The sequence below is a fragment of the Pelagimonas varians genome (assembly GCF_003208435.1).
Lineage (GTDB): Bacteria > Pseudomonadota > Alphaproteobacteria > Rhodobacterales > Rhodobacteraceae > Pelagimonas > Pelagimonas varians.
This window is the reverse complement of sequence record NZ_QKMF01000003.1, coordinates 152,199-178,846: the sequence shown is the minus strand read 5'-3', so window position 1 is coordinate 178,846 and position 26,648 is coordinate 152,199. Positions and strand designations below refer to the sequence as shown.

The window sequence follows — 26,648 nt, the reverse complement described above, 5'->3', positions numbered from 1 at the left end:
GCGTCATCCAGACGCTTTGGTCATTGTTTTCTTCGGACGGATTGCACGATATCGAACCACAGATCACATAAGGGCGATTGACCAAAATCAATCCACGATGACTGGTGCACACCCTGCCGAGTTCCACCTCCGGTTATTAGGAAAGTGTGTTTTGCGGCTGGGTTGCTCATCTGCCCTTGCAGTTGACAAGAGCCCCCGCCTCTTCCACTTTTCGAAGACGACCCGTGCCAAATGATTGGCATGCAAGTAGTGAATTCGCAAAAGACACTGATCGTCGGTCGGGGAACCATTCAGTTTTATGGGGGTGCCCTTCGCAATTGAAGTCATCAAGCACATTGAGCGGCCCGAAGGACCGGCCATCGACAAGCTGATCCGACATAAAGTCCATGGACCAAACCATTCGAAGAATCCGGTACAGTCAGTGGATTTGACTTTTCCCGTTGCAGGCGTTTGCGCGGATTGATTGACACCCGGCAATACATGGCAGGGCAATGTCCCGAGAGGGGCGCATGTTTAGGCCCAGCTCGTGATAGATGCGGCAGCCGCGCTTGTGCCATCTCCTTGCGCTGAGACGGCCTTACCCCTTTTTTGCATGCGCCACCTTTAGCTGGTCATTCTGCAAGCCCTTCTCAGAAAACATCTTTGTGAGAAGCTTTTTCTCGCGCGCCATTGTCGCTCGGACCAATGGCGCAACAAAACCCGCTCCAGTGTCTCCATCCCACCGTATTTGGCCCGCCACTTGTCAAACTGACTGTGATCAGACCATGATCCGGGCTTCGCTGTACTTTGATCGATTCACCAAGATTTCCTCGTTCAGTGTTGAGAAAATTCTACCGACAAACACCCCTAAATTTCGGGGGAATACAAGATGACACCCCAAAAGTCCGATAGCTTCAACGGCGCAGCCTAGAGAACGTTGGCCCGGCGGCCTTTGACTGGCCTGTCTTAACCGCCTGCATCCGTCGTATCCAATGCCAGTATAAAAAGCGTGATGTTCCCGCAATTTGCGAAATATCTGCTGCCAACGTGGCAAAGAATGCCCGCCGCTCAAGCCCCGAACCCGATCAGCAGTGCAAAGGTGGCATCCTCGAAATCCATCGCAAACTTTCTTTACGCATAGGCAGTCCCGCGTCCGTGGCGGCGTCTTCCCTCCGATGTTTGTTAACGGAGGCCGCCGTCGCCGATTGAAGGCATGGTTGCACTCCGGCTCTCGTCAAAGACCCTCAGCGTAGCAGGCCACTGTCTGAGTGGCAGAAGAGTTCCCAATCCGGTTCTGTCATCGACACGATAAAGTTGGCTGATGCGGCGCAACCGGTGAAGCGAATTGCCTTCTAGCCTAAAGGTATTGTCGCACAAATGCCTCGATTTCGGCAGCAGGTCTTGCGCCCGGTAAGCGCGCAATTTCACGGCCTTTGGCATATAGGATCAACAGTGGAATCCCCTTTATCTGCAGCCGCTGAGATATTGCAGAAAATTGTTCGGTGTTGATCTTGGCAAAGCGTGATTTGAAACGCAGAGCCTTGCCCGCCGTTGCAAATTCAGGGGCCATCATCTTGCACGGACCACACCAAGGGGCCCAATAGTCGACAAGCAGCGGAAGGTCGTCGATCTTCAGCGCTTTGTCATGGATTTTCATGTTGATCTCTGCGACGTCCCCACTGACCAGCAGCGCGCTACATTTTGCACATTTCGGCCCTGCGTCAAGCCTTGCAGCTGAAAACCGATTTCCTTGTCCACAGGACAGACATGTCAATTTGATTGCCTCTGGCATCTTACTCTTCCTTTAAGTCCGTCGGGCCAAAGCCGACGGCTTTCTTCGCTGTATTTGTGTGCAACGGCCTGAAATGCATGTGAGGCTGGGGCTCACATGAGTGATGTAACTGATCCTCCGGCATGTCGCATTCCAATCTCGATCTTTGATCCTGGTCTATGTGTTAAAATTTCATCAACGATATCTTCGACCATCCTATAGACTCTGCTGCTGCGATCATCACTCTCGATGTCTGGTGCATGAGCTGTGGAAACGCTTTGGTGAAACTGAATGAGAACATAAATTCTGCCTCTGCTCGTGGTGCGGTTCAAGGCTTTGCAAAACGCACGGAAGGACTCATTTGATTGGGGTTCCTTTCCGATCAGCGGACAGGCCTCAGGGGCCAGAGTGATAATTTCAAAGCACAGCTGGTTGGTGACCGGATCAAACACTCCAATATCTATTCCACTTTTGGCACCATGATCAGCGATCTCCAGCCAGACAGGCCCGTCGGTATCCCCGGCAGGCGGTTTTTGAAAGGTTTCCGAGTGTTGAATGATATTTTGCACGGTGAAGAACCTCTGAGATTCGCTGGCCAACTGGGGGAGAAAGTGAAGGACAGCGAGGAAAACGGATTGATGCAGGTCAAACTCTGGAACGCTCAACCCGATTGGCCAAAGGAGGGCACAGTTGAGGAAAGAAGCATGGGCCGCCGCCTCCCGAGGGCCAAGGGTCATCACCGTCGATGCGGCATCGGATGGGACAGGATGGATACTCAGCCAGCGCCTGAGCGAACGGAGGCAAGCCGTGCCATCGCTTCGGCCAGAAAACCATCCGCGGCCCCCTGCGTAGCGGCAATTGCCAGCAAATTGACAGACGTACCGCCCCGACTTTCTGCCGGCGACAAAATGATCAAGCCTTCCGTGTTCTTGCCATGGCGGAACAGGAGGTCCCCCAAATGCTGCTGAAGTTGCCGCGTGCCAATTACGTGCTCTGGCAGGATTTCCTGAACAATCGCGATAGCAGGCAATACTTTGCCGGGTATCAGCCGCGACGCCGCCTGTATTGGAATGGACACACCGCCCCAACGGCCGTTGCATTCGATCCAGTGAATGGTGCTTGGTCGCCCCGGCGCGTCACAAATCACTGAATCCAGACTGCAGCGCCCGAAATAGCCCAGCTTTTGAAGAACACTGGCAATCGAGCGGGCCTCGGCACCTAACTGTTCTTGTAAGGAGATCGGCAAGTCTGAACGCACCGCGCCGCCAAAGGCGGCGGCCGCCCCTTGCACACGTTGCTCAAAAACTCCCTCAACCAGTGGCCGGCCGTCAGATATTTTTGGTATCCAAAGTTGGACTGACGGGCTACGGCTGACATTTTCATCCCAGACACCTACCAGAATTGGGAAGCTGTCTTGCCAACCGATGCTGCGCAACCGCTCCATCAGAAATTGTCTTACCTCGACAAGGGACATGCTTCGCAAAAGCGCGCCTTCAAGCCTGATATTCCCAGCTGAGCCTGCACTATCGGGCACCTTGATGATAACCTGCCCTGCGGAGCGACTGATCTTTCGTGCAAGACCCGCCGCCGCCGCCGGGCCATAGGCGGCAAGTGTTGGAGGGGTTGCATTGGATCCTATGATTTTTTGCACCAGATGACTGAACCACAGCTTGTCATTGGCACGCTGGGTGGCACGCGGTGACGGGCCGCTGACATGAATGCGCGCGCCCGAAGTCTCTCCGACGGTCTGCGCCAGCCTCCAGATATTCCCCGTAGTCAAATAGGCTTTGAGCGTCATGCCGCCGCTCTTTCGCGCTGTCTGCGCAAGCGCGTCACGCTGTGGCAGCGAGATGCGCACTTGCTCTGCGACCGGGCGGAGCGGGTCGTTATCAACCTGGATGAACGACACTTCGTCAAGTCCAAGAAAGTCGGCAAGGTAGGTCTCGAACGCCGCCTCACGGTGGCGCACCAGAACGGTGTCACCGTTCCTTGCCAACAGCGCCATACGGTGGTCAAGCCGCACATCCGACACAGACCCCAGCAGGTTGATCTCGGACTGATCGCCAATCAGGACAGACGGCCCCGGCCCGCAGCCTTGTGCCACGAAAGGGCCGAAATCCAAAGAGGACAAAAAGGCAGGTTCGTCGCGCAGATAGTCTTGCGCGATCAAGTCGCTTTCAGAGTCCTTGGTTTGCCGCTGGTTGAACATACGGAAAAATAAGCCGGATTCCGGCAGTCAATTTGATCAAAATCAATCCATCTCCGCGCAAATTCCTAAAATCCGCCTATCAACGAAGGGAAAAGCCTAATGTGCCGTCTTTACGCGATGCATGCCAACGAACCGACCAAGGTAGAATGCGGCCTCGTCAAAGCCCAAAACGCTCTGATGGCGCAAAGCCAAAGCGACATGGAAGGATACGCACATGGACATGGTTGGGGCGTTGCCGACTACCCCGACGGAGTGCCGATGATCGAAAAGCAGGTCTGGGCCGCCTTTCACGGTGAACATTTCACCCGCAAAGCTGCGCGCGTTTATGCCAAGACCGTTGTGGCTCATGTGCGCCGCGCGACGGTGGGCGGGACCAGCATCGAAAACACCCACCCATTCCATCACGGCAGATGGATTTTCGCCCATAACGGCACGATACCGAATTTCGACGATGTCCGGATGAAGATGCTCGACCATATCGACCCGCTTCACCGAACAAAAATTTCCGGAACCACCGATAGCGAACATATTTTTCGCTATTTGATGAGCTTGTTTTTGCTACACCCTGAACGCGGCCTGCTTGCCACTGTAAAAGAGGGGCTCGAGCAGATTTTGACCTGGGCAGCAGAAGTTGATCCGACCGCCCGCGTGGGCCTGAACATCGTTCTGACCGATGGCGAACATATGATCGGATCGCGCTACAACCGCTCACTACACTATCTGCACCGTGACCATGTGTTCCATTGTCCGATCTGCGATCAACCCCACGTGCATCACGATCCCAAAACCAACTATCAGGCCATCGAGATCGCGTCGGAACCTGTCACCATTGTTGATCAATGGTACGAAGTGCCAAACAAGACCGTGTTCCGGGTTGCCGAGGATTACCGTCTGGATATGGAACCGTTGGGGCGGCCCTTTTCCAAATGACCGATCAAAATGGATGCAGCTTGGATCTTTGACAGGTCGCAGCATTTCCAAATTGATCGCCATCATGGCTGGGCACGAAACGGGTCTTGGGATTCCGGTGTCGTGTAAAACAGGATAGCTCTCATGCGTGCAATGACTTTACATGCTGGCCTTAGGAACAGACTTCAGCTCGAAGAGGTGGAGGCTCCGCGTGTCGGTGCCGGGCAGGTCCGGATCAAAATCGAGGCTTGCGGTGTCTGCCGCACAGACTTTCATGTTCTGGACGGAGACCTTCCCAATCCAAAAATGCCGCTGATCCCCGGCCACGAGATCGTTGGCCGCATCGCCGAAATCGGTCCCGGGGTTGTAGGCATGAAGATCGGGAAACGCGTTGGCGTACCGTGGCTGGGTTGGACATGTGGGGCCTGCGGGTTCTGTCGCACTCACCGCGAGAACCTGTGTGATAACGCGCGGTTTACCGGCTACACCCTGAATGGTGGATTTGCCGAAGAATGCGTCGCGGATGCGCGGTACGTCTTCGCCTTGTCCGAAACCGCAGATCCTGTCGCGCTGGCCCCTTTGCTGTGTGCGGGCCTGATTGGATACCGCAGCTTGCGCATGGCGGGCGATGCGCAACGGCTTGGGTTTTATGGATTTGGGGCAGCTGCGCATATACTCGCACAGATCGCTGTTTATCAGGGGCGCGAAGTCTACGCATTCACGCGCGCGGGCGACGTGGACGCACAAGATTTCGCAAGAAAGCTCGGCGTGGTTTGGGCTGGCAGTTCCGGGCAAACCCCACCTGCCCCGCTGGATGCTGCGATCATTTTTGCACCAGTCGGAGAGTTGATCCCTCGTGCCCTGAGCGCATTATGCAAGGGCGGGAAGGTTGTTTGCGGCGGTATCCATATGAGCGACATTCCATCGTTTCCCTACGCAAGTCTTTGGCAAGAGCGTCAAATCATGTCGGTTGCCAATTTAACCCGGCAGGACGGTCAAGAATTCTTTCCCTTGGCCGACAAGGCAGGCGTGCGCACCCATACAACTGCATACCCGCTAGAAGAGGCGAATGCCGCTCTGGACGATCTCAGGGCTGGTCGCCTTCAGGGGGCCGCAGTTCTGGTCCCGTAAAGCCCAAACGCACGGTGTTAATTGACCGATATCAATCTCGCGCTGCGTGACTGTCTTACCCTCGCTGAATGGATGAATTCGCTATTAGATTCATGGACCGCAAAGACGCCGGTCAAAAGCTCGCCGAGCAGCTAGCGGCAATGGGGTTGCATCAGCCGCTTGTTTTTGCCCTGCCGCGCGGCGGTGTGCCCGTCGGCGTGGAAGTGGCGCAAACGCTAGCAGCACCGTTAGACGTTGTTCTTGTGCGCAAAATCGGTGCGCCGGGCAATGCCGAGGTGGCGCTCGGGGCCATTGTCGAAGGTGACGAGGTGCAGGTTGTCATCAATGAAGACATCAGGCGGAGGTCCGGAGCAGATACGGAGTATTTTGAAAGCGCCTATGCCGAACAGCTGGCAGAGCTGGAACGCAGGCGCGATCGCTATGTCGGGGATCGAAAGCGTTTGAACCCCAAAGGCCGAACAGTTGTCGTTGTCGACGATGGCTTGGCCACCGGGGCAACCATGAAGGCGGCCCTGACGGCCTTGCATCGAAACGGTGCTGCAAGAATCGTGGTCGCATTGCCAGTCGCACCCGTTCAAGCGTTGCAGGAGCTGGCTGGCTTGGCGGACGATGTCGTTTGCCTTGTGCCATCGACTGAGTTTCGCGGTGTTGGTGGGTTTTATCATGACTTCCACCAGCTCACCGATGATGAAACCGTTGCCTTACTCGGCCAAGCAGGGTTTCCCGACGCTTCAGTTGATAGGAGCGAGAACGAAAGCACGCCGCACAAGCGAAAGGTAGAGATCCCCCCATTGGGTCTAGTTGGCGATCTGGTGGTGCCGAAGGATCCTCGCGGCATAATCCTTTTTGCGCATGGAAGCGGCTCCAGCCGCCTCAGCCCTCGAAACAGGCAAGTCGCCTCCCGACTCAACGACCAAGGTTTTGCGACCCTGCTGTTCGACTTGTTGACACCGACCGAGGGACAGGACCGCCAGAACGTTTTTGACATCCAACTGCTGGCCGAGCGAGTCGTGGAAGCCGCAATGTGGGTAGCCTCTGAACCCGACATCGCTGATCTGCCGCTCGGCTTGTTCGGTGCCAGTACCGGTGCTGCGGCGGCGCTTGTCGCGGCAGCAGAGCTTTTGAACAGAGTTGCAGCTGTAGTCTCTCGCGGTGGACGTCCGGATTTGGCTGGAAGACATCTTCAGCACGTCACCGCACCAACACTTCTGGTTGTCGGCAGCCTCGACCACGAAGTGATCGAACTGAACAAAGGCGCTTTATCCGACCTCAATTGCACAAGGCAGATGCAGATTGTTCCCGGCGCAGGCCACCTTTTCGAAGAGAGCGGGACGCTTGATACTGCTGTGGGTCATGCGGCAAATTGGTTCGACAAACATTTGGTATCGTTGCAGGTGAACCCAGCGGAACCAGCGCCACCTTTGGCAAATCCGGAAATTCAGGCATTGCGCGCCGCCGCAGAGCCGCTTCCGGCGCTCAACGATCCCGATTTTGCCAAATCCTTTGACCGGTTTGGTTCACACCGCGTGGTTCTTCTGGGCGAGGCCTCACACGGGACATCCGAGTTCTATCGGGCGCGGGCCGCAATCACACAGCGCTTGATCGAAAAACATGGCTTCTCCATCGTCGCAGTAGAGGCGGACTGGCCTGATGCTGCAACCGTAGATCGCCATATCGGGCAGATCGCGCAGCCTGAGATGCAACCACCGCCTTTTTCGCGCTTTCCCACCTGGATGTGGAGAAACAGTGAGTTTCAGGCGTTTACGGATTTCCTGCGCCACCATAACAGCCTCATTGAGACAAAAGATCGTGTCCGGTTCTACGGCTTGGATCTCTACAATATGAGGGCGTCCATGGCTGCGGTTCTGGACTATCTTGACCGGGTAGATCCCAAAGCATCAGAAATTGCGCGCAAACGATATGCCTGCCTGTCGCCGTGGTCTCGTGAACCGGCAGCCTATGGCCGGGCGGCCCTGACCCATGGGTTCGCAAAATGTCAAAAACCGGTGACCGATATCCTTGTCGACCTGCTCCATAAGGAACTCGACTACATCAACCGCGATGGTGACCAGTTTTTTGATGCGGCCCAGAACGCCCGACTTGTCGCCAATGCAAAGCAGTACTATCGCGCTATGTACTATGGATCTCACCTGTCGTGGAACTTGCGCGACCGACACATGTTCGAGACCCTGAACAGTATTCTTAAACACGCAGGGCCGTCGGAAAAAGCGGTGGTCTGGGCTCATAATTCTCATATCGGAGACGCACGGTTTACAGATATGGGCCAGTCGCGCGGCGAATGGAACATAGGGCAACTCTGCCGAGAGGCATATGGTGATACAGCGGCACTGATCGGCTTTGGCACAGCATCAGGTACAGTCGCGGCAGCATCCGAATGGGACAAACCGATCGAGTTCAAGACCATACGCCCACCGCGGGGTGACAGCTATGAAGCGATGTGCCGTGACACCGGTCTGGAGCGTTTTCTCCTTGATTTTGGCGGTGACCGTACCAAAAACCTGAAGGGAATTCTGGCTCGGCAACGGCTGCAACGCTACATCGGCGTAATCTACCGACCTGAGTCCGAACGTTCTAGCCATTACAGCTATGCAAGCCTTTCCGACCAGTATGACGCCTATGTCTGGTTCAACGAAACGAGCGCAGTTACACCGTTGGCAACGCTTTCAAGCGACCAAGAAGATGAAACCTTCCCGTTCGGGCTGTGAGCCGACTAACATAGCGAATTGATGGCACTATCCATGGAAATGTTTTCATCTCTCTGGATAGGCGGCAGGCACAGCTGCCGCGAAAATTGAGCGGTTGGATATACGGCGATTACGTCCTACACGACCGAAGCTGCGCCTGTTTTTTGATCAAAGATGTCATCAGTCGGCGTCTCGGGGCGCTCTGGCGGCGGCTCTCTCCCGGTCTTTTTCAGTTTTGTAAACGTGACCTTTTGATCGTCCTTTGCCCGGTGCACAGGCACCTAGCTGTTGTCATCTTCTACAGGTCCAACCAACGTGCTGCGGGCTAGGCCCCCGATTTTCTAGCCCAACGACCGCGTCGCGGTGAAGCGGCGTCTTGCGCGCAAACTCAAGCCTATGAACAAAATAAAGACAGAAAACAGGCACCAGATTGCGGGCAATTCGTTCGGATTGTCGGTTAACATCCAGGCAAGGACCGGCCCCGACAGCGCATGCATGGCCGTAAAACGCCATGCCCCATACACGAGCGGCAAGGCAAAAACCGCGATCATATAGGTCGGAAAACCAGAATGGGTACCGATAGCGTTTTCGAACGGGACCAGCAATCCGTTGTAGGGAACGTCCCAAGCGATGTGCCAGTCTCCTGACACAGTGCATAGAGTGTCCGCACACAGCGCACTGCCCGGCAAGCAATTGCCCGCAAATTGCCACGGGATCAGTTGTATGATCATGACGGCTGCAGACACGCTGCAAAGGACGTAAACCCTTACTCTGGTGCGTTGCTTCGCTGATTTCGGCACCAATTCCATTGCGAAGGCATTGATCAAAAAGGGCTGGAAGACAATGTGCAGGTATGACGCCATCGTAACGGCCTGATTTTCCGCAGTGCCGCATTGGTCGAGAACGGCATAACCCGCGACCTGAAGCGCCTCCATGACCGAGAAATACCCCAGTGTTAGCCATATCGCGGTTGGATCCTGCCGACGATAGGAAATCAGGGCCCCAGCCGCGCCGATGCATGTCATCGCGACTGAAATTTCAGAGTTCCAGCACATACAAAGCACTCCTTCGCGTTCACTCTAGTGGGAAGCGACAAGACCGAATTGATCCGCCTCAATACCAAAACCGTTCCCTTTTGCGGGTGGTAAGTTCACGCTGGGCACTGTCGTATATCCTGACTTCGGAGGCACAGTCCCCACATTGGAAAAGGTATGAAAACGCCAACTGAGAAGTCCGAAAACCGCTGGGGTCAGGACCCATTGATTTTCAAGCGATGACGTGAACGACGGTTCGAAATCGAGCGGTAAACATGTCTGATCTGTTTGGGCCAACCGACGCACACATGAGGCGTCTTGAATCTTTCATTTCCAAGTCCCACGGCATACCCTGCGTCGATGACCGGCGCGTATTGTGTGGGATTATCTCAATCAACCGCAATAGCTTAAGATGGCGTGATGCCCCGCCACGTATCGCCCGCACATGACGCCAAGCAACCCGCTGGAAGCGCAGGAGCGACAAGAGTATCTTCGCACAGATGATGGCCGGTCTGGCCGCTGAACTCGGTATAGAGAGGACTGTGATGAATGATGCGACCTATCTGTAGGCTCACCGTCGCGCGGCCAGCTTGGGCGTCAAAAGCAGGGGCATGAACTGTTGCCTGTCAGGGCACTGCGGAGCAATGTACCAAGAGGGACCAAATTGCGAGACCAGCACAGATAGTCATACCGCTCGCCCTTGTCATCAGCACCAACGGGGAAAGTGCGGCGCTGCATTTCGATAAAGAGGTCCTCGGCTTGGCCTTCCTCGACCATATGCAGGTCATCCAGCCGTTTTGATGAACATAAGGAAGGCGAGCTGTTCGATGACAAACAGAGGTTTGGACACGCCGCCGGACCAGAAGGCACTCCAGATCTGGTCGATTTACGTGCGGATGGAACCTCTAAGCATATGAATCCTCTCGTTTTTGATCACCTTAGAGAGTGGCCCTTAGAGCTTCAGCGCCAGAGGTTATGAATCTGCAGCCCAGTGATGAGTGTAGCGATAGCTCTCGCGACAACCGCGCATGTCCGGTTTTTGTTTCGCTGATGACACGTTGCACAAACCAATCTGACCGGCCCGAAATGCACCAAAACCTGCACCTGTCAGAAGAGACAAAACAAGTTTGGAGATTCAGACTACGGGAGCGGTATCTGGCGTCAGAACCTAAAAAGCCAAATGCACACTTCGAGCAAAAAACTGTAACATGTGTAGCACACACCGACATGGAACACCGTCGACTTTAGCCAGCAGGCCAAACCTTTGGACTATATATTAAACATGAAAATGGCTGGGGTGGTAGGATTCGAACCATTTCACCAAAATCACGCAAATCTATATTTTTACACACTTTTTAAACCCACACAACCAACAAGAAAAGAGAATTGTTGCGGGAAATGTTGCGAAACCACGCCCACTCAAGTCGCTTTCTTGACGGACCTCCGAATACAAGACACGGCCCGCAAGAAAGGCATTGTCAGCACAGTCAACCCTGAGCTTCGTTGGTGGCGGTGGCGTCTAATGGCAGATCCCAGCCCAAAGCGGTCGCTCATTTTCCAATCAAATTTAGATTCTTTTGCTTGATTAAACAGGGCTGGCCAGTCGCAGCGGTCCTCAATTTGGCTCTTCCGGTGGAGGAAAGTTACGATCCAAATTTTTCAGCCTTTCAGAATTACTGACCACTGGTCCTAGTCTAATCCTGTCGGAAACAAGAACTGCTATTTTATAGTCTAATCGCCACATCCACAGATGAGCACGCGACACTGTGGCGTTTTGGCCAGCATCGTGCCTGCACCGCCCATGCTCAATTCTGGCCTCACAGTTAGAGCCGCGGTGTTATAGTCAGGCTTGCTGATGGATATATTCACAGTTTTTTTCGTGGCAGCTTGATTACACAGGGTGTGACGCAACTGTGCCCAAACGACGATATCACGTAGGCTCCCTCCGGATACGAAATTATTTCAAGGTTATCTTTTGAACCACGCATGACTGTTCCGCAACCAGCTAGAAATGCGAATACGACAAGTAGAAGGTTAGTTTTCATAACTACTTTCATCAACTAAAAAAATTCTTAGTTCATTACCAAATCACATGCAAAAATATTTGCGTTATCTATGATGAAGCTCTTACTGGACCAGATTCAAAGAAAACAAACTCGGAATCTTCGGAAAAGCTATCTAAAAACCTCTCCCTTTTTTCAAAAGCACTTGCGTCTAAATCCAAAATCATTCCCGAAACAGCCGCCGCTTGCTTGAGGCTATCAGCCAGCTCGCAAAGGTTTGGATCGGCATTTAGAGATGCATGCCACACTGAAAGGAATTCCAGCAGTGCAGTTTGAGCTTGCTGCTGCGCGTCTTCTGAAAAGGGGGTGCTTTGACATGATATCTGCGGCTTTTTGGAGGTGCATGTCATATTGTGACGCTTCTAAATCTGCATAACATATAATTATATCAAACCATCTTCTTTTGCCTTCATTACCGCTACTATACGGTTTTTGGCAGATAATTTATCGACAATAGATTTCACCATGCGCTTGGACTTGGCAGGGCTAACTCCCAAAAACTCTGCAATCTCCTTGTCGGAGAAGCCTTCCGCAACCAAATTCAGCAGACGCATATCCTCTGAAGTGTAGACAACTTGGTCTGGGTGCTTTTCTATACCCTTCAACTCTTGTCTAACTTTCTCCGGCAAATATAAATTGCCTTTCAAGATTTTAGACAAAGCGTCAACTACGCCAAGTAGAGACGTGGACTTTGACACATATCCCCAAGCGCCTGCAGACAAACAAGCCAGAACAAAGTGCGGTCGTATGCAAGATGAAAACAAAACAACCTTTGTTTTTTTGTTAGTCAGAACAGCCTGCTTAACACTAGGTATCCCGGACATTCCCGGCATGTGTTTGTCGAGGAGTAGTAAGTCGGGCGGTGCGTCTGATTTCAATTCGTTCAAAGCGTCATAGTAACTGGTCACAAACTCTACTGAATACCCTGCTTTTTCAAGAGCAAGGGTCAATACATCGCCTAACAACACGTGATCGTCCGCAATTAAAATACGGATACCTTGCTCAGGTAAGGTGCCTGAGTTGGTTTTGATTTGATTGTCGTGTCTCACTTAAGGAAACCTTTCGCAGGGTACGCATCTTGTTGCACTATCGTTTTTCCATTTTTTCTGCTGCCTTCACATTTCGGCAAATCATTATATTTGAAGCCACATCTCTCGCAATGGATTCGCAACGATGAATCTGCGGTTATCTTGATTTCGACTGATCTATGGCGGTACAAAAAATCTAGTTAATGTGAAGAACAGACTACGAAAAACTGTACAACAGTTGCGATTTTTAGGTAAAAATTGTCAAGGTTACGAAAATTAAAAATGGAAAAATCGTTAAAAAAATCAAAAGCAAAAATGCAATAATCCTCCTATTCAGAATGGTAGCCTTTGCGTAGCAAGCCCCACACGAATTGCTGCCAAACCTTAAACGGTGACTGCAATTTTTACATGCGAATATTCTAACGGGATTTTTTTCCATCTCTTCAAATACATGTGACATATGTGTACAATCCATTCTTGAGTTTCAAGGAAATTTCTAAGGCAACTAATATAATTTTCTATATTGCAGTTTCTTTCTCCGCAAGTTCGTCATAGTATCCGGCGCTAAGGCGGCGATTAATCACGGCCTGTGCGAGAGAAAACTCCAATGTTTCCACCGAAACTGGAGCCTTCAAAGACACATCAGTCACGAATGCCCTATGATTGCCCATTTCGTCACATTCGAACTCTGATGAAATCAAGATGAATGCAGAACAGGGCAGAAATTGCCTAATTGCCCGAAGTTCCTCAAACATGATGGACGCGCCTCCGAACCCCTCAAGATCCACCAGAATATGGCTAATTTGGATCCCTCTAGATTCAAACGACAATACGCTTCGCAAATTCCTAGAGGTCAAGGAGCTTTTGCCAATCCCATGAAGCGAATCAGCCAAACTTCGTCTAAATTTAAAACTTGGCGATGCTACAAACGCGTAGCTGTCATTTTTCACGTTTTCCAACGCTGGTACCTCATTTGCCTTTTCCAGTGATAAAAACTTACCGTCAACTACTAGGATCCTGGATTGTTTGGGCCTTGGGGGTACTGAGTGGTGACAACCAAACAATCCAGGATATGTTCACGCGAAGACGACGCCTATGCATCTGCTTACTTCGGCCATACGGACGAATGGAGACTTGCTATTCAGCCCCAGGCACGACCGGCGTTCAACAATGGCACCGTCTTTTTGTTCACTTTGAGATAGCTATCGTTGTTCTGAAGTGATTGAAATAAATCTGATGGGTAGGTGGCAGAACATTTGGCTATGATGTCACCCTTTGGGTTGCAAAATGGGTATTTTTCACACACCTTTGTCCCAAATCTTGTCGCTTTCTAGCCTTATCTTGTCGAAAAACCACTTTTTTCTGCGTGTGCGAATGAAAGATCTTCAAGCCGTTGCAAACGATTGTTTGGCTTCTTTGCACCAATCTCAGTCTAGGGGAATCCTTTTGACTTGCCGTTCGGAGCGCTCCTGGTTTTAGACGCGCTTTGGAGCGTGATGGGATCTTTGGCCACAAAATTTCGTTGTACGATAAACTTGTTTTTCTTGATGGTCCTCGCCAACTGGTATCGTGTATTATGTGTTCTTCTTCGGGGAGTGAAGCGAACACTGGTCAGTAGCAAATAACGCGTCTTGTCAGCATTGGCTGAGATGTAGATTGGATGCACTTTCGAAAAAACAAAAGCCCTCGCGGGTTGGCGAGGGCCTTTGTTTCATTGATCAAAAATACCACACACCACGCCAGTTGTGCGAGGTCCTAGACCATCAATGCAGCGGCCAGATGAAAACGGCCTTGCGTCACCGAGCCACAGCGGCCCGCCTTCGGTCCACATTTCACGACCCTCACCAATAAAATCAAACGTGCCGCCGCCCCAGTAGAACACGCCAACGGTTGTCTTGTCGCACCATGCGCCGGGCGAGATGCGGCGCATGGTCAGGCGGGGCACGGTATCGCTCAGGTCAATTGTTTCGCCGTGGTAAAGCGGCCCTGCGCCGACCAACACCGCGCCGCCGGGCACCATTGCGAAGGTAAAATTCACATCTGGCACCGTAACGCGCAGGTAAATGCCATCCGGGGCCTTGCTCATGATGTGAGACAGGCGGTTGATCAGGGGCACGTGATCAACCTTTGCGCCCTCGCGTTCCGGGGCGGGTGAGTGGGCCGTTGCAACATCGGTGTTATCGGTGACTTCTACCGTCATCGCAAAGGTGGTTGAGGCAAGGGCGCGCCCAATTGCGCTTGCGATATCATTCAAGATTGCCATGTGTTCACTCACTTTCAGCCGCGCGCAGGCGGGCGTTGATTTCTTCGGTTTTGGTGTTGAGGCGGGCCATCAGATCCGGCGGTGACGGGCGCGGGCGATCATCAATCGCGGTGCCTTGAATTTGTGCATCGCGCAGCACCGCAAGCGAGGTCATGGCTTTGGTCAGATGCGACAACCCGCTGTCAGGATCTAGATCTTCGCCCTCAACCCAAGCGCACAGGTGGCGCATCGCAGCGCCATAATAGGTGGACGCGATCACTTGTCCCTCGCGCCAATTGTGCGGCCCGTACTTTGTGGCACCCTCGCCATGCGCAACGGCCATTTCAGCCAGCACCGCCATCGGCAGCGTTTGGAACGGCACCTTGCGCATGCCTGCCTCTTGCTTGGGATCACTTGGATTTGGGTTGATCATGCGGCTTTACCTTTTGTTTTCAGCTCGGACCGGCTGGGCAAGTTGACCTGCCAGCGCGCCCATTCACCGTGTTTTGCGTGGTAGGAAATGCCCATCATGGACCGGCCAGAAACGTAGCCAGCGCCCGCGTGATAGGCGTCTTTTGGGGCGATGGTTTGGAAGCATTCCACCGGCACACCCATGGTTTCGATCACGCGGCGGTGGTGCAAATGGCCGTGCAGGATGTAGCGAAACGCGGTTGCGCCCCAATGCGCCGAGCGCTCCGACGCCATCACGCCGGGCATGGTTTCCGCCTTGCACGTGTGGCCATGGGTTGCGCCCAGCAAGGTTTGATCATGGCGGTAAAACCACCAGAGCGAGGGGCTATCATCCACCGTCACGCGCGGGTGATCTTGGTAAAAAACAGACAGCGCCACGGATAGCGCGGCGGCGGTTTGCTCATCATGGTTGCCTTTCAAAAGGCGCACCGTGACTTTTGGAAACTTGGCAAGCGCCTGTTCAATCGCCCAGATCAACAACCGGATTGTTGCGGCCAAAACCTTTTGGTGGCGGTTGTCTACATCCAGCCGGTTGCCGCTGCGCCGGGTCGATGCGGTTTCATCATCCGCATGGGTGATATCGCCAAGGCCCAGAATGATCGCGTGATGCGCCGGGGCAGAACGTTCCAGCAATTCAGCAAAGGTGTTGCGCACCAGATCCTCAGCAATGCGCAAATCATAATCTTGGCCGGTTTCATCGCCCCACGCGAACATGCCCAAATGCAAATCGGGCCACGGAAACACGTTTAGCAAATCGCGATCAGCTTGGGCCGAAGACGGCGCGGCAGGCGCGGTGCTGCGTTGATCGCCAATGGCCTCTTGCACCGCTGATAAAATGTCAGGCAGGGAAAAACCGTCTTCTTTGGTTTTGATCCATTGCGCGGCTATCTGGCCGTTGCGGTCCACCAGCGTTGACATGCCCTTGACCACTTGGCCCGGCGGGATCTTGATCGGGGCTGCGCCGCCAAGGCCGCGCGCGGCGGCGCGCTCAAGCCGGTGATGCAGGGAGCTTCGCGCGATCCCAAGCGCCTTGGCGGTTGCGGCTTTGTTGCCTTTGTTTTGCTGCAGCGCATCAAGCGTTTGCTGCAATTGCTCATCAGAAAGCGGTTGTCCGGGCATCATTCATCCTCCTGATGATCTTTGAGAATTTCGCGTTTGATCTGGATTTCCAGCCAGTATTTCCAAAGCGTCAGAACCAAGACAAAAAAGCCCAGAACCGGCACCGCGATTTGCAAGGCGGGTTCCAGCATGTGCAGCCAGAAAGGCGATGTAAGAAGGGTTCCGCCGGTTGTGGCGGCAGCAACATCAGTTTGCATTTGCGCCCCCGAAATTGGCCGTGTGGATTGGAATTTTCATGGATACCTCCAAAGAAAAGGCCCGCGCCTGCGCATCACGCGGGGCCGGGCCATCACAGAAACAAGGTTGGGTTAGGGGTTATTCGATCACTTGAATTGGAAAGGTGAGCGCGCCAGTGCTTAACCGGCTTTCGCCTTTGCCGTGATCGGCTTCAAATGATCCGCGATTGATCTGCCAAGCGGTGCCCGCCAAATCATCATCCGGGGTGAAGATGGCCGCAGTGAATTGCCCGGCCAGATCTTGCAAGCCGCGCTCATCATTGGCTGGCGTTTGGCAGCTCAGCTCAACTTCAAGCTGCCCCTCTTTCATTTCGCGCGGATCATCCATGCTCAGGCGTTCGGCATCGGTATAGGTCACGCGCACCGCAAAAGCCGGTAGCTTTCCCTCAGGGGTAGGATGCGCCGCGCCGGTGGCATCGCGCCATCCGGGCAAGGCGGCAGTGAGGCGCGAAATCGCCTCTGCAATGACTGCATTGCTCATCTGATTTTCCTTAGCTGATTTGCGCTACGGCCCAAGCACCGGGGCCATAGGTTTCTGATATTTGCGCCACGCGCAGCTCATAGGGCGCGGCAACGCCATCTTGCGCCGCCATGGCGGCGGTATAGGTCGCGCTTGGCCCCGAGGTGTCCCAACTGCGCTGCACTGTGCCGCCCGCCCAGACTTCGACGCGGTAAGCCTCAAGTGCCTCGCCCAATGGCACATCCGCCACGCCATCGCGCCAATCCGCTTCGCCATCCAGCCGCGTGCGGCGCAACCATGTTAGGGCGATATCACCGCCGCTATTTTGCTGGCGCAGATGGCAGGGCGCATAGGGGCGCAGGCCCACGGCGCGGGCGGTATAGCTGCGCAGCCCGTGCTGATCTGGGGTCTGATCAGATGGCCCGGTGCGGTAGTAGCGCGGCACGCCGATCTCTGACGCGCCCAGATCCAGCGGCGTCAAAGTCTCATCCAAGACAACAACTGCCGCGCCGGATGGCACCGGATCTAGATCTATCACCGCATCCGTGCCAAGCCGCCCGCGCAACAGCCCGGAAATCCGCCACTCTTGCGGGCCAACCAATTGCGCATCCTGAAACTGCAAGATTTCCCAACCGCTCGGATGCAGCACCGCAAGCGCATTTTGACCATTCAAAACGTCAAACTTTGTGCGACCAACCAAATTGCCGGAATAGAGCTTGACCGTCACGCTTGCCTCTTGCCAAAGATGCATGCCAGCCGGGGCAAGATCCGCCGTAAGCTCGCCTATATCCGAGGGCAAAACCGCCTCAGCCAGATCGCCATAGCCGCCGCTTGGATCAGCCGACTTTGCAACCGCAACACTGGTTGGCCAAGGATCGGCATGGAAGGCCACATAGGTATCCCATGGGGCCGCATCGCTACCCGGCAAAATTGGCAGGTCCATAAAGCGCACCACAATGGCGCTTGCGCCTTGGCCCGCCAGCGCCGGGGCCGCACGCAGCACGCCGCCGGTTGGCGCATAGACGCCAAAGTTAAAGCTTTTGGCCTCAACCTGTTTATCCACGCCCTCAACCACACGCTCAACCATCATCGGGCGCGCGGGCAATCCATCCAGACTGACCGGCAAGACAACACCGGGCCGGATGGCGGTTGCGCTGCGCGGCAGGCGAAAGGCGATTGCATCGCGCCCATCGGCAGCCGCGCGCAAAAGCCGCTCATTGGCCGCATGCCCGCGCTCATAATCCAGCACCAAATCAATGGATGATCCGGCAGATCCGTTTTCACGGCCTGCGCCAATGATCGCGCGGGCGGGCAAGCGTTCATAATCGCCCATGCCATCAATGAAATTCAGGACCGACACCGCTGCAACATCCTCAAGCGCGGCGCGTTTGGCCTCAAAAAGTGATCCTTGGCCATCGTCCACCAAAGCCGCCTCAGTCGCCATATCAACGGTTTGCGCGGCGGATCGCGATTCAACCACCAACTGGCCACCCCGCTCAAAGGCATGCAGGCCAAGGCCAACCTCAATCGGTTGCAACCAATCGCGAAACCCGATTGGCGCGGTGGCCGGATAGCCATCCGCTTGGCCAAAACAGGCTGTCACGTCAATCTCATCCGCGCTCAGCCCGTGGCCATCCATCAGGCGGCGGGTGATCAGCTCAGCCGCCGGGGCCGCGCCCGCGCGGCCATTCAGCCAGTGCCCGCGCTGCCAATCGCCGCCATCTGACCAAAAGCCGGTTTGTTGCGGAAATTCGGGCCAAGGCCGTGCATCCCAAGCCCAGATTTGCACGTCGCCTATGTCAACCACACCCGCGCCATTGTCGCGCCACCATTCCAGCGAGGCGCGCAGAAATTGACGCTGCATAAAATCATCGCGCACACCGCTGGAAAAATGCGGCAAGGCGCTTTCAGATGATTTGGCCGCGTAGAATACATTGGGCTGATTTGCACCCTTATCCACCGCCGGGCATCCAAGCTCAGTGAACCAGATGGGCTTTGATCCGGGTTGCCAATCGGTGGCATCCATCCGCAAGCCCATTTCGCGGGTGTGGTGCGGGTTTGCGTGCCAATCGCGAATGGCCTTTTGCCGGTACACCCACGGTTCTTGGTAGGCTCCGTCAGAAATTGGCGTGCGGATCTGCGCCGCGCGGTCAGCCTCCGAGGCATAGAACCAATCCCAATATTCGCCGCCCTCAATATTGGCCTTGAGGTAGTCCAAAGCGTAGGGTGTGGTATGACCCTGCGCCGGATCATAGTCCGCATGATCGCTGCCGTCGCGCCAATCGGACAGCGGCAGATAATTGTCAATTCCGATGAAATCAATATTCGGATCTGACCACAGCGGATCAAGATGGAACCGCAGATCATTGCCGGTTTGATGGGAATGATATTCCGACCAATCCGCCGCATAACTGATCTTGGCATCCGGCAGAACCGTGCGCACATCGGCAGCGAGAGAGCGAAGAGCCTGCACAAACGGATAAGAGCCAATCGCATCCGGGGCCATGCTTAGCCCGCGCAATTCCGAGCCGATCAGGAAGGCGTCAACGCCGCCCGCCGCCGCTGCCAGATGCGCAAGGTGCAAGATAAACCGGCGAAACCGCCATTCATTCGGGCCGCTATAGCTCACCTCATCGCCTGCAATTGTGAAATCGCTGGGATCGGCGGTGCCCATAAAATCCGTGACTTCATCAGACACCGATTGCCCGGCCTCAGGCGTGATGCGCCCGCGCCATGGGTGGCGCTCTTGCACGCCAGATCCCGATGGATCGGGCAAGGCCTGATTATCGGTGATATCCATCATGACAAAGGGATAAAGCACCACGCGTTTGCCGCGCGCGCGCAGATCGCGAATACCTTCGATCACCGAAATATCCGCCGGAGAAGATCCATAATTTGGCACGCCATCCTCAAAGGAAACCAGATTTGCAGCCTCGCGGGTCAATCCGCCGGCAGTCCAAGCTGGCGCGGTGCCTTTCACTGCCATCTCTAAACGCGGCTCAATTTCGCACTGCCCGGCGCGCAGATCGGTGCCGAACCACGACACAACCAAACTTGCGGTTTGTGCGGCGGGCAGCACCGATTTCATATGATCCATAGACAAGGACCAATCGGAAATTTTAGCGTGGCGTGATGCGTTTTCTTTGCTTTCGTGGATCACATCAAACATTGACGTAAACCCGTCTATGGCTTGATCCATTGTGGTGTAAATTGTGCCATCAAGCGGGTTTGTCACCGTCCGCTTTGTCACGACCGAGGGCATATAACCCCATTCGCTTGTGCCCGGAATGATATTGACGCCCCGCACCAGATCCTCAAGCGCGCCGGATTTACCAAACACCTCAACCTTGATTTGTGGCGGGCGGTTGCCAAAATCATCAATCGGCAGATCCTCAAAGACGATATAGGCAAGGCCGCGATAGGCCGGGGCAAAGCCTTCAACCGCTTCAATCTTGGGATCAGGCATTTGCGCCTCATCCCCTGAATAGAACCGAATGCGGCCTTCGTTGATCATATTGGACAGATCAACTTGCTTGCCGTCCATCCAGATCCGGCCATAGCCAGACAGCGGGCCGCGCCCCAATCCAATCGCAAGCGAGGTGTAATATTTGTATGAGGTTTGCTTGACTGTTTGTTTTGACTTCCCCGATCCAACCGATTTGTTTTTTGTGTTGCGGTCCTCTTTTAATTTAGCCGCCCAAATCACTTCACCCGCGATGGCGGCGCGGCCTGAAATTTCAGGAATTGGCGCGCCCTCATTTGAAGTCATAATATCCAGACTGTCCAAACGCGGGCCAGTTTGTTTGATCGCAGGAGCCAAGCCCGCCATAAGGCGTTGATCAATCGCCCGGCCAAGGGTTGCACCAATTGCGCGCCCGATCACGGCAGAGCCAACACCAAACAAGCCGCCACCAAGGGACGCGCCCAGCATGCTGCCAAGCCCTGCAAATAGAACTGTTGCCATGCGTTAATCCACCGTTTCAATATTTGGATAGACCTTTGATAGCGCATCAATCGCGCCGCGCTGGGATTGAAACACCCCGGTTTGCGCAAGGGGTGTTCCGTCGTTCATCACGGTGATTTCACCGTAATATCCTCCGCCGCACGGGCAGATAATCACAAGGCAATTATTCGGGCTGATATCATCAGGGCCGGTCTCACAGCCCTCAGTCACCGGAAAGCCCCAAAGGCTTGTCAGCGGCGGCAAGCCATCGCGCGCCACCTCAATCACCCCATGATCATCCAGCGCATGAATGATCCCGCGCTTGGACAAAATCCCCAAATGTGCGGCACGTTTATGCCCTACGCGAAACACCGCGATTGTGCCCGGCTTGGGGGCGCTCACAGGCACCAAATTGGCGTGCAAAACGTCAAGAATTGGTTCACCTTGCACCGCCGCCCAATCATTGCGCCATGCGGGCGCGGGCAGGTATTTGCCGCTCAGCTCGCGCAAGATCCCGCGCGCCAAGCCAACGCAATCAGCGCCAGCCCCGCGAAAATCGCCCTGAGGCACAAAAGGCGTGCCGATCCATGCCCGCGCATGGGCCAACACAAGGCCCGGATTGATAATTTTGGAACTGGTGAAATCAAGCAAAGCGGCTTCCCCCGGTTTGATCGGTGCTATTGTCGCTGGCATATTCAGACGCAAAACCGCTGCCCGGCATGTGCGGGCACCCGCGAAAGTTCAGCAAGTTATCAAAGCGGGTGCGGCAGGTTTCAGCGGTGCGATCACAGCCCGCAGTCACATGCAGCGTGTCGCCCGGCGCGATGGCGCGGCCCGGCATGCGCCACAAGGCTATCTTGACGAGATCGCCAACCTGCGCCGTTGAATGGATATCGCCGGGATCAAAAAGATTGTCGCCGGTTTGCCAAGCCACCGTGCCGCGATCAAAGAACCCATCGTCAAAAGCATCTAGGCCGCTCACTACAATCTCAGCCCCTTGCACGTTGATCACCGTGGCGGGCGCGCTCCAATGGCTCAGATCCAGCTTGCAGCGATGATCGCCCAGCATCCGCACCGGGCAAGTGGCGGTATAAACCTCGCCAACCTCTTGCTCTAACGCCGCCGCCATAGATCGCAGCTCAGTTTGAAACGCCAATGCGCCGCGCTGGATTTCGCCAATGCGGTAGCTGCCCAAGATTTGGCGCACCGTCACATTTGAGAAATCCACATCCCAAACAACAACCGCTGCGCCATCATACAGGCCCGCCAAAATATCCGGCTCTGCGATGGCATCCGAAGACAGCGCGCCGCTTGCCTCAAGCTCATCTGGCGACAGGCCAAGAGATTGCGAGGCATCCGAGGCGCTCAGCGCGGTTTCAGCGTGGTAGGTGACGCCCTCAAATTGGATATCAACATCATGATCGGTAAACCCCATCACAACGCCATCCGCGCGCGTCAAATGAAAGCAGCGGCAAAGCGAGGTGCTGCCGCTGCGCAAAGCGTCTTCGTAAGTTGTCATGGGTTTTCCTTGTTTGGATCATCGCCAACCGGCCCGCCGCAACCAGCACAAACCGCAACGCCGCCGCGCAAAACAATGCGGCAGGTTCGGCACCGGCGACACCAAAGCGCCGCCAAATTCAAAATGCGACCCATAATCAGCCCGCTTGCGCGTCCATGCGCTTTTCCAGCAACCCAATCGACGGAACCGACCCAAGGCCGCGTTGCGCATTGAAATAAACCCATTCCGTTGCAATCTGCGCCTCAGAAAACCGCACGGGCACATCAAAAGTGAACCCGGCGGTGAGGGTGGCAGCATCGGGCGGCGGGGTGTCAAAACTGATGCGCCCGCCGGTGGCAGATAGGCTCCAACCTGAGGCTTGCGGAACGCCATTGATGGCCACTTGCAGCCCCGCCAGATGTGGCAAGGTGATGGGGCGCAGATAGCGGTTGATTGCGCCGTAAGATTTGACCAGTTGAAAGCTTTGCGTGGTGCCATCGCCAACCGCATCGCCGTATTCCGTGCTATTGGCGATCAGCGCGCCAAGCGGTTGATCCGTGGCTGTAATCGGCGCGCTGCCATCATTGCTGTGCCAATCCTGCCAATCGCGAAACCCAAAGCTGTGCCGCCGCCCGCGAGCCTCTTCAAACAGCGCCACGACCTGCGCCAGATCTTGTTTGGTTTTGATCCCAAATCCGGCATTCCAAGAGCGGCGGGAATGCACCCAGCGTTGATTGATTTCCTCATGCCCGCTGGCCAGCGTCACCACCTCATCACGGCGGGCAATCACAGCCTGACAGCCCGCCGCAACATTGCGCGGAAATTCGATATTCAGATGGCTCATAGCGCCCCCTTAAATGACGTGTCAGGATGCGACGTGTTAGGCAGTGCGTTGCGCCGCGCCCATCGCGCCGCGCATCTGGTGCGCGATCTGTGCTTTGCTCGATTGGAAGCCCTGCACATCCGGCGTTTGGATATTCATGTTGATTGTGACGCCGCCGCCCATACTGTCACCGGGGCGGCGCACGCTGATTTGTTCAGCATCCGAGGTGCGCAAAACCGTTAGGTTGCGGTCCATACCGCCTTTGCCGCTCACAGTCACATCGCCGCCGGTATCAAGCCCAAGAACATTGCCGACCCAATTGCCAGCGCCGGAAACCAATCCGCCTAGCATACCGCCGCCAGCACCGCCGCCGCCGCTCATAGCGCTCAGGTTTTGAAACAGCGCATCCCATGCGGGCGAGAATGCCAAATCAAAGAGGTGATCAACCGCATCGCCAAGGATATTTTGCCATGTGGTTTCCCAGCTTTGGCCATCGCGGATCAGGGATTTGAAGTTGTCTTTGACAGTATCCCAACCCTTGGTTTCCGCCAGCTCTTCGGTTGCGCCGGTCAGCTCATTCACCGCACCAACCAAGCCGGTGCCAGCCGCGCCGCCACCCTTGGATGATCCGCCGCCACCGCCGCCAATCGCCTCAGTCAGTTTTGCGGCAGGCACATTGATTTCGTCCAGCGAGCCGCCAAAATCAACAACTGCCCCGCTTGCCGTGGTTGCCATTTCAGACAGCGCCGCCATTTCTTGCTCAACCCGCTCAAGCTGCCCCTCAGCCCGCGCGCGCAGCAATTGCGCCTCAGCCGCTTGCGGGCCAATCACATCCGCAACAGATCGCGGCCCGGAATAGAAGTAATCCGCACCATCACCGGGGCCAAAATCCATCCCCGAAGTCGCCACGTTAAACTCAATCCGGCTTTCAGCCTTGGCAAATTCCGCCTTGGCCAGCGCTTGCGCCTCAGCCGCGATGGCTTTGATATTCGCATAGCGCGAATTTGCCTCAATCAGCTTTTGAGAGGCGGCGGTTGCCGATAGATTGATATTGGTTCCGGTTGGCCCAATCAGCGCCGCAAGCGCCACTTTTTCCTCATCCAAGGCCGTGGTCAGCTTATCAATTGAGGCGGTTGCATCATCGGCAGCGGGCCAAAGCAATCCGGCAGCGACAGCCAAGGCAGAAATGCCGCCAAGCACCAAACCAACTGGTCCGGTCAACGCTGAAATCCCGATTGCCATAAAGCCAAGCGCCATAGTCACCGGCGGGATAGCCAGCGCCAGCGCGCCCATCATCACAACGTTGCGCTGCCCCTCAGGTTCCAGCGCTTGAAACCAACCTGTGATGCCCTCAAGCATTTCGATCACCGGCGGCAGGATCTCAACCACAACGCCGCCGATCACCTCTTTTGCATCGCCCCAAGTGTTGCCCCAAGCATCCAGAATGCCTGCGCCCGCTTGCCGCGCGGCCTCAGCTTGCCCGCCATAGGCGCTGGCGATTTCATCCAAGATCATCCGCTGCGCGGCGGCAACGTCGCCGGTTTTGGCCAGATCCTTGATCACGTCCTTTTGCGCGTCCGAAAAGGTAATGCCCGCACGCGACATGGCAGACAGTCCGGCAATGGGGTCATTCAAGGCTTTGCCCATCATGATCGCAGCACTTTGCAAATCGCCATCTAAGACCGTGGCCAGATCCAGCACCGACTTTTGCGCATCCTCAAAAACATCGCCCGAGATTTCCTTGAAGGTCAAAAGCTGCGCCGTCACGCCGTTCAAAATCGCCTCATCGCCAAAGCGCGACACATCTTGCAAGCCGGACGCCATTTTAAACAGCTCATCGGCGGAATACCCAGCAGCGCCGCCGGTGACTTGCACCGCCGTTGCAACCTTGGCCTCAACCCGCGCTTGCTCATCATACAGCCCAACCACATCGCGGAACCCCGCCACCACGGCGGCGGTGCCAAGAGTGCCCGCCGCGCCAAAGGCAACCATGCCTTTGCCAGCTCGGCCAACGCGCTCGGACACCTTGGCTGATAGCCCATCGGTTTCGCGCAAGCGGCGATTAACAGACCCAAACGCCGGGCCGGTGTTGTCCCTGCCATCAATTGAGAAAAACAGATCTTTGACCTTGCCCAGCATTCAAATCACCCCTCAGGTTGGTTTTGCTTTTCCCAGTCCAGAAAAGCATGCAGCGCCCGCAATTCTTCAATCGGGCGCTGTTCAATTTCGCTTGGGAACTTGCCCAGCCTTAACGCTAACCCGTAGATAAATCGGGCGTCGGGGCTGGACTTGAAGAGTTTCCCAATTTGGCCCCATCGGAAAACGTCATGATTGCAGCGGCAATGCCGGTTAGAACGCGGCCCGGCACATTTTCGGTCAAGGCTTGGACAGTGCCCGCGCTATCATCAAACAGCCGATTTCCGTCTTTGTCCTTGGCCAGCAACAGCACAGTGTAAAGCGTGGTGAGCGCAGTGTTGCCCTTGGCGCGGGTTTGGATCTCATTGCCCTGCGCATTGGTTGGCGGATCATAGTAGATCTCAAGCGGCCCGCCATCGGCTTGGGTAATGCCGGGCACCACATAACATTGCAGGCGCAGGCGGTTGTAGTGATCGGTGAGCGCGTTCAAAACGAGTTGGGTCATGCAACGGTTGCCTTTGTCAAAACGCCGCTGGAATTGCGGAAATTGATTGTTTTGGTTGGAATGCCATCCTTGGAGCCTGACATGGGCGTGCCGGTCACTAGGATGCTGCCCGAGTAATAGCCCGAACCTGAGGTTTCGCCGCCGGGGTATAGATCCACATCCATCACATCGCCGGGGTTGATATCATCGGAAGGGTCCGCGTGATCCAGATAGACTTCCATAGATCCTGAATAGCGCGAGATTGTCGAAAACGCCTCTTCAGCCGCATCGCCCATTCCCCAACCCGCAACCACATCAACTTGGGGGTCAATGTTCCAGTTTTGCACACCGCCGAGGCGGTCAAGGCTACCGCCCACACGAATAATTCCATCTTTGCCTTTCAGCAT

21 protein-coding genes and 3 pseudogenes are annotated in these 26,648 nt (G+C 55.2%); 4 read left to right on the top strand and 20 right to left on the bottom strand.

What is annotated here, in order from left to right:
* Positions 1 to 307 precede the first annotated feature (307 nt).
* The 5 genes and pseudogenes from C8N36_RS24465 to C8N36_RS05230 form a co-directional block, all read right to left on the bottom strand.
* Positions 308 to 553 (bottom strand): annotated as a pseudogene (locus C8N36_RS24465) (hypothetical protein); the annotation flags it as partial.
* 783 nt (positions 554 to 1,336) lie between these two features.
* Positions 1,337 to 1,636 carry a thioredoxin family protein gene (locus tag C8N36_RS05240; RefSeq protein WP_306456916.1) on the bottom strand — a complete coding sequence of 100 codons (300 nt, stop codon included), beginning with the start codon at positions 1,634 to 1,636 and terminating at the stop codon, positions 1,337 to 1,339.
* A gap of 45 nt (positions 1,637 to 1,681) precedes the next feature.
* Positions 1,682 to 1,771 (bottom strand): annotated as a pseudogene (locus C8N36_RS24745) (thiol reductase thioredoxin); the annotation flags it as partial.
* Between the two features lie 92 nt (positions 1,772 to 1,863).
* On the bottom strand, positions 1,864 to 2,319 hold the full coding sequence (locus tag C8N36_RS05235; RefSeq protein WP_170125809.1) for a hypothetical protein: 456 nt from the start codon (positions 2,317 to 2,319) through the stop codon (positions 1,864 to 1,866).
* A gap of 206 nt (positions 2,320 to 2,525) precedes the next feature.
* The gene (locus tag C8N36_RS05230; protein WP_097804745.1) at positions 2,526 to 3,959 is read right to left on the bottom strand and encodes a preATP grasp domain-containing protein; all 1,434 of its coding nucleotides are present in this window, start codon (positions 3,957 to 3,959) and stop codon (positions 2,526 to 2,528) included.
* Positions 3,960 to 4,058: 99 nt separating this feature from the next.
* Between C8N36_RS05230 and C8N36_RS05225 the strand changes: the two genes are divergently transcribed.
* The 3 genes from C8N36_RS05225 to C8N36_RS05215 all read left to right on the top strand — a co-directional run bounded on the left by C8N36_RS05225 (position 4,059) and on the right by C8N36_RS05215 (position 8,725).
* Positions 4,059 to 4,889, top strand: a complete 831-nt coding sequence (locus C8N36_RS05225) for a class II glutamine amidotransferase (RefSeq protein WP_097804746.1) — start codon at positions 4,059 to 4,061, stop codon at positions 4,887 to 4,889.
* 123 nt (positions 4,890 to 5,012) lie between these two features.
* On the top strand, positions 5,013 to 5,999 hold the full coding sequence (locus tag C8N36_RS05220; RefSeq protein ID WP_097804747.1) for a zinc-dependent alcohol dehydrogenase family protein: 987 nt from the start codon (positions 5,013 to 5,015) through the stop codon (positions 5,997 to 5,999).
* Positions 6,000 to 6,091: 92 nt separating this feature from the next.
* A complete protein-coding gene (locus C8N36_RS05215) occupies positions 6,092 to 8,725 on the top strand; it encodes an erythromycin esterase family protein (RefSeq protein WP_245910728.1) in 2,634 nt (877 codons plus the stop codon).
* A gap of 320 nt (positions 8,726 to 9,045) precedes the next feature.
* Here the strand turns inward: C8N36_RS05215 and C8N36_RS05210 are convergent, their stop codons facing one another.
* Positions 9,046 to 9,759 (bottom strand): DUF5765 domain-containing protein, encoded by a 714-nt coding sequence (locus C8N36_RS05210; RefSeq protein WP_245910727.1) that lies wholly within the window; start codon positions 9,757 to 9,759, stop codon positions 9,046 to 9,048.
* Between the two features lie 254 nt (positions 9,760 to 10,013).
* On the opposite strand from C8N36_RS05210, the pseudogene C8N36_RS24460 reads away from it, so the two are divergent.
* Positions 10,014 to 10,385, top strand: a pseudogene (locus C8N36_RS24460) (transposase); the annotation flags it as partial.
* A gap of 1,466 nt (positions 10,386 to 11,851) precedes the next feature.
* On the opposite strand, the gene C8N36_RS05195 reads toward C8N36_RS24460, so the two are convergent.
* The 14 genes from C8N36_RS05195 to C8N36_RS05120 form a co-directional block, all read right to left on the bottom strand.
* On the bottom strand, positions 11,852 to 12,151 hold the full coding sequence (locus C8N36_RS05195) for a hypothetical protein (protein WP_097804751.1): 300 nt from the start codon (positions 12,149 to 12,151) through the stop codon (positions 11,852 to 11,854).
* Between the two features lie 33 nt (positions 12,152 to 12,184).
* Complete coding sequence (locus tag C8N36_RS05190; RefSeq protein ID WP_097804752.1) at positions 12,185 to 12,850, bottom strand: response regulator transcription factor; 666 nt, start codon at positions 12,848 to 12,850, stop codon at positions 12,185 to 12,187.
* Between the two features lie 1,690 nt (positions 12,851 to 14,540).
* Positions 14,541 to 15,092 (bottom strand): hypothetical protein, encoded by a 552-nt coding sequence (locus C8N36_RS05175; RefSeq protein WP_097804755.1) that lies wholly within the window; start codon positions 15,090 to 15,092, stop codon positions 14,541 to 14,543.
* Positions 15,093 to 15,096: 4 nt separating this feature from the next.
* Positions 15,097 to 15,504, bottom strand: a complete 408-nt coding sequence (locus C8N36_RS05170; RefSeq protein ID WP_097804756.1) for a dATP/dGTP diphosphohydrolase domain-containing protein — start codon at positions 15,502 to 15,504, stop codon at positions 15,097 to 15,099.
* The gene (locus tag C8N36_RS05165; RefSeq protein WP_097804757.1) at positions 15,501 to 16,664 is read right to left on the bottom strand and encodes a helix-turn-helix domain-containing protein; all 1,164 of its coding nucleotides are present in this window, start codon (positions 16,662 to 16,664) and stop codon (positions 15,501 to 15,503) included. Before C8N36_RS05165 ends, C8N36_RS05170 begins: the two co-directional genes overlap by 4 nt.
* Positions 16,661 to 16,858 (bottom strand): hypothetical protein, encoded by a 198-nt coding sequence (locus tag C8N36_RS05160; RefSeq protein ID WP_097804758.1) that lies wholly within the window; start codon positions 16,856 to 16,858, stop codon positions 16,661 to 16,663. Before C8N36_RS05160 ends, C8N36_RS05165 begins: the two co-directional genes overlap by 4 nt.
* Positions 16,859 to 16,976: 118 nt before the next feature.
* Positions 16,977 to 17,378: a hypothetical protein gene (locus tag C8N36_RS05155; protein WP_097804759.1), complete on the bottom strand. Its 402-nt coding sequence runs from the start codon at positions 17,376 to 17,378 to the stop codon at positions 16,977 to 16,979.
* A gap of 10 nt (positions 17,379 to 17,388) precedes the next feature.
* Positions 17,389 to 21,321 (bottom strand): baseplate multidomain protein megatron, encoded by a 3,933-nt coding sequence (locus C8N36_RS05150; protein WP_097804760.1) that lies wholly within the window; start codon positions 21,319 to 21,321, stop codon positions 17,389 to 17,391.
* Between the two features lie 3 nt (positions 21,322 to 21,324).
* Positions 21,325 to 21,951 (bottom strand): NlpC/P60 family protein, encoded by a 627-nt coding sequence (locus C8N36_RS05145; RefSeq protein WP_170125808.1) that lies wholly within the window; start codon positions 21,949 to 21,951, stop codon positions 21,325 to 21,327.
* Entirely contained in the window at positions 21,944 to 22,819 is an 876-nt protein-coding gene (locus tag C8N36_RS05140; RefSeq protein ID WP_097804762.1) for a DUF2163 domain-containing protein, read from the bottom strand. The genes C8N36_RS05145 and C8N36_RS05140 overlap by 8 nt, the downstream gene beginning before the upstream one ends.
* A 136-nt stretch (positions 22,820 to 22,955) precedes the next feature.
* Positions 22,956 to 23,642, bottom strand: a complete 687-nt coding sequence (locus C8N36_RS05135; RefSeq protein ID WP_097804763.1) for a DUF2460 domain-containing protein — start codon at positions 23,640 to 23,642, stop codon at positions 22,956 to 22,958.
* A 36-nt stretch (positions 23,643 to 23,678) separates the two neighbouring features.
* Positions 23,679 to 25,760 carry a phage tail tape measure protein gene (locus C8N36_RS05130; RefSeq protein WP_097804764.1) on the bottom strand — a complete coding sequence of 694 codons (2,082 nt, stop codon included), beginning with the start codon at positions 25,758 to 25,760 and terminating at the stop codon, positions 23,679 to 23,681.
* A 115-nt stretch (positions 25,761 to 25,875) separates the two neighbouring features.
* Positions 25,876 to 26,262: a hypothetical protein gene (locus tag C8N36_RS05125; RefSeq protein ID WP_097804765.1), complete on the bottom strand. Its 387-nt coding sequence runs from the start codon at positions 26,260 to 26,262 to the stop codon at positions 25,876 to 25,878.
* Positions 26,259 to 26,648, bottom strand: coding sequence for a hypothetical protein (locus tag C8N36_RS05120; protein WP_097804766.1), 390 nt, complete (start codon positions 26,646 to 26,648; stop codon positions 26,259 to 26,261). Before C8N36_RS05120 ends, C8N36_RS05125 begins: the two co-directional genes overlap by 4 nt.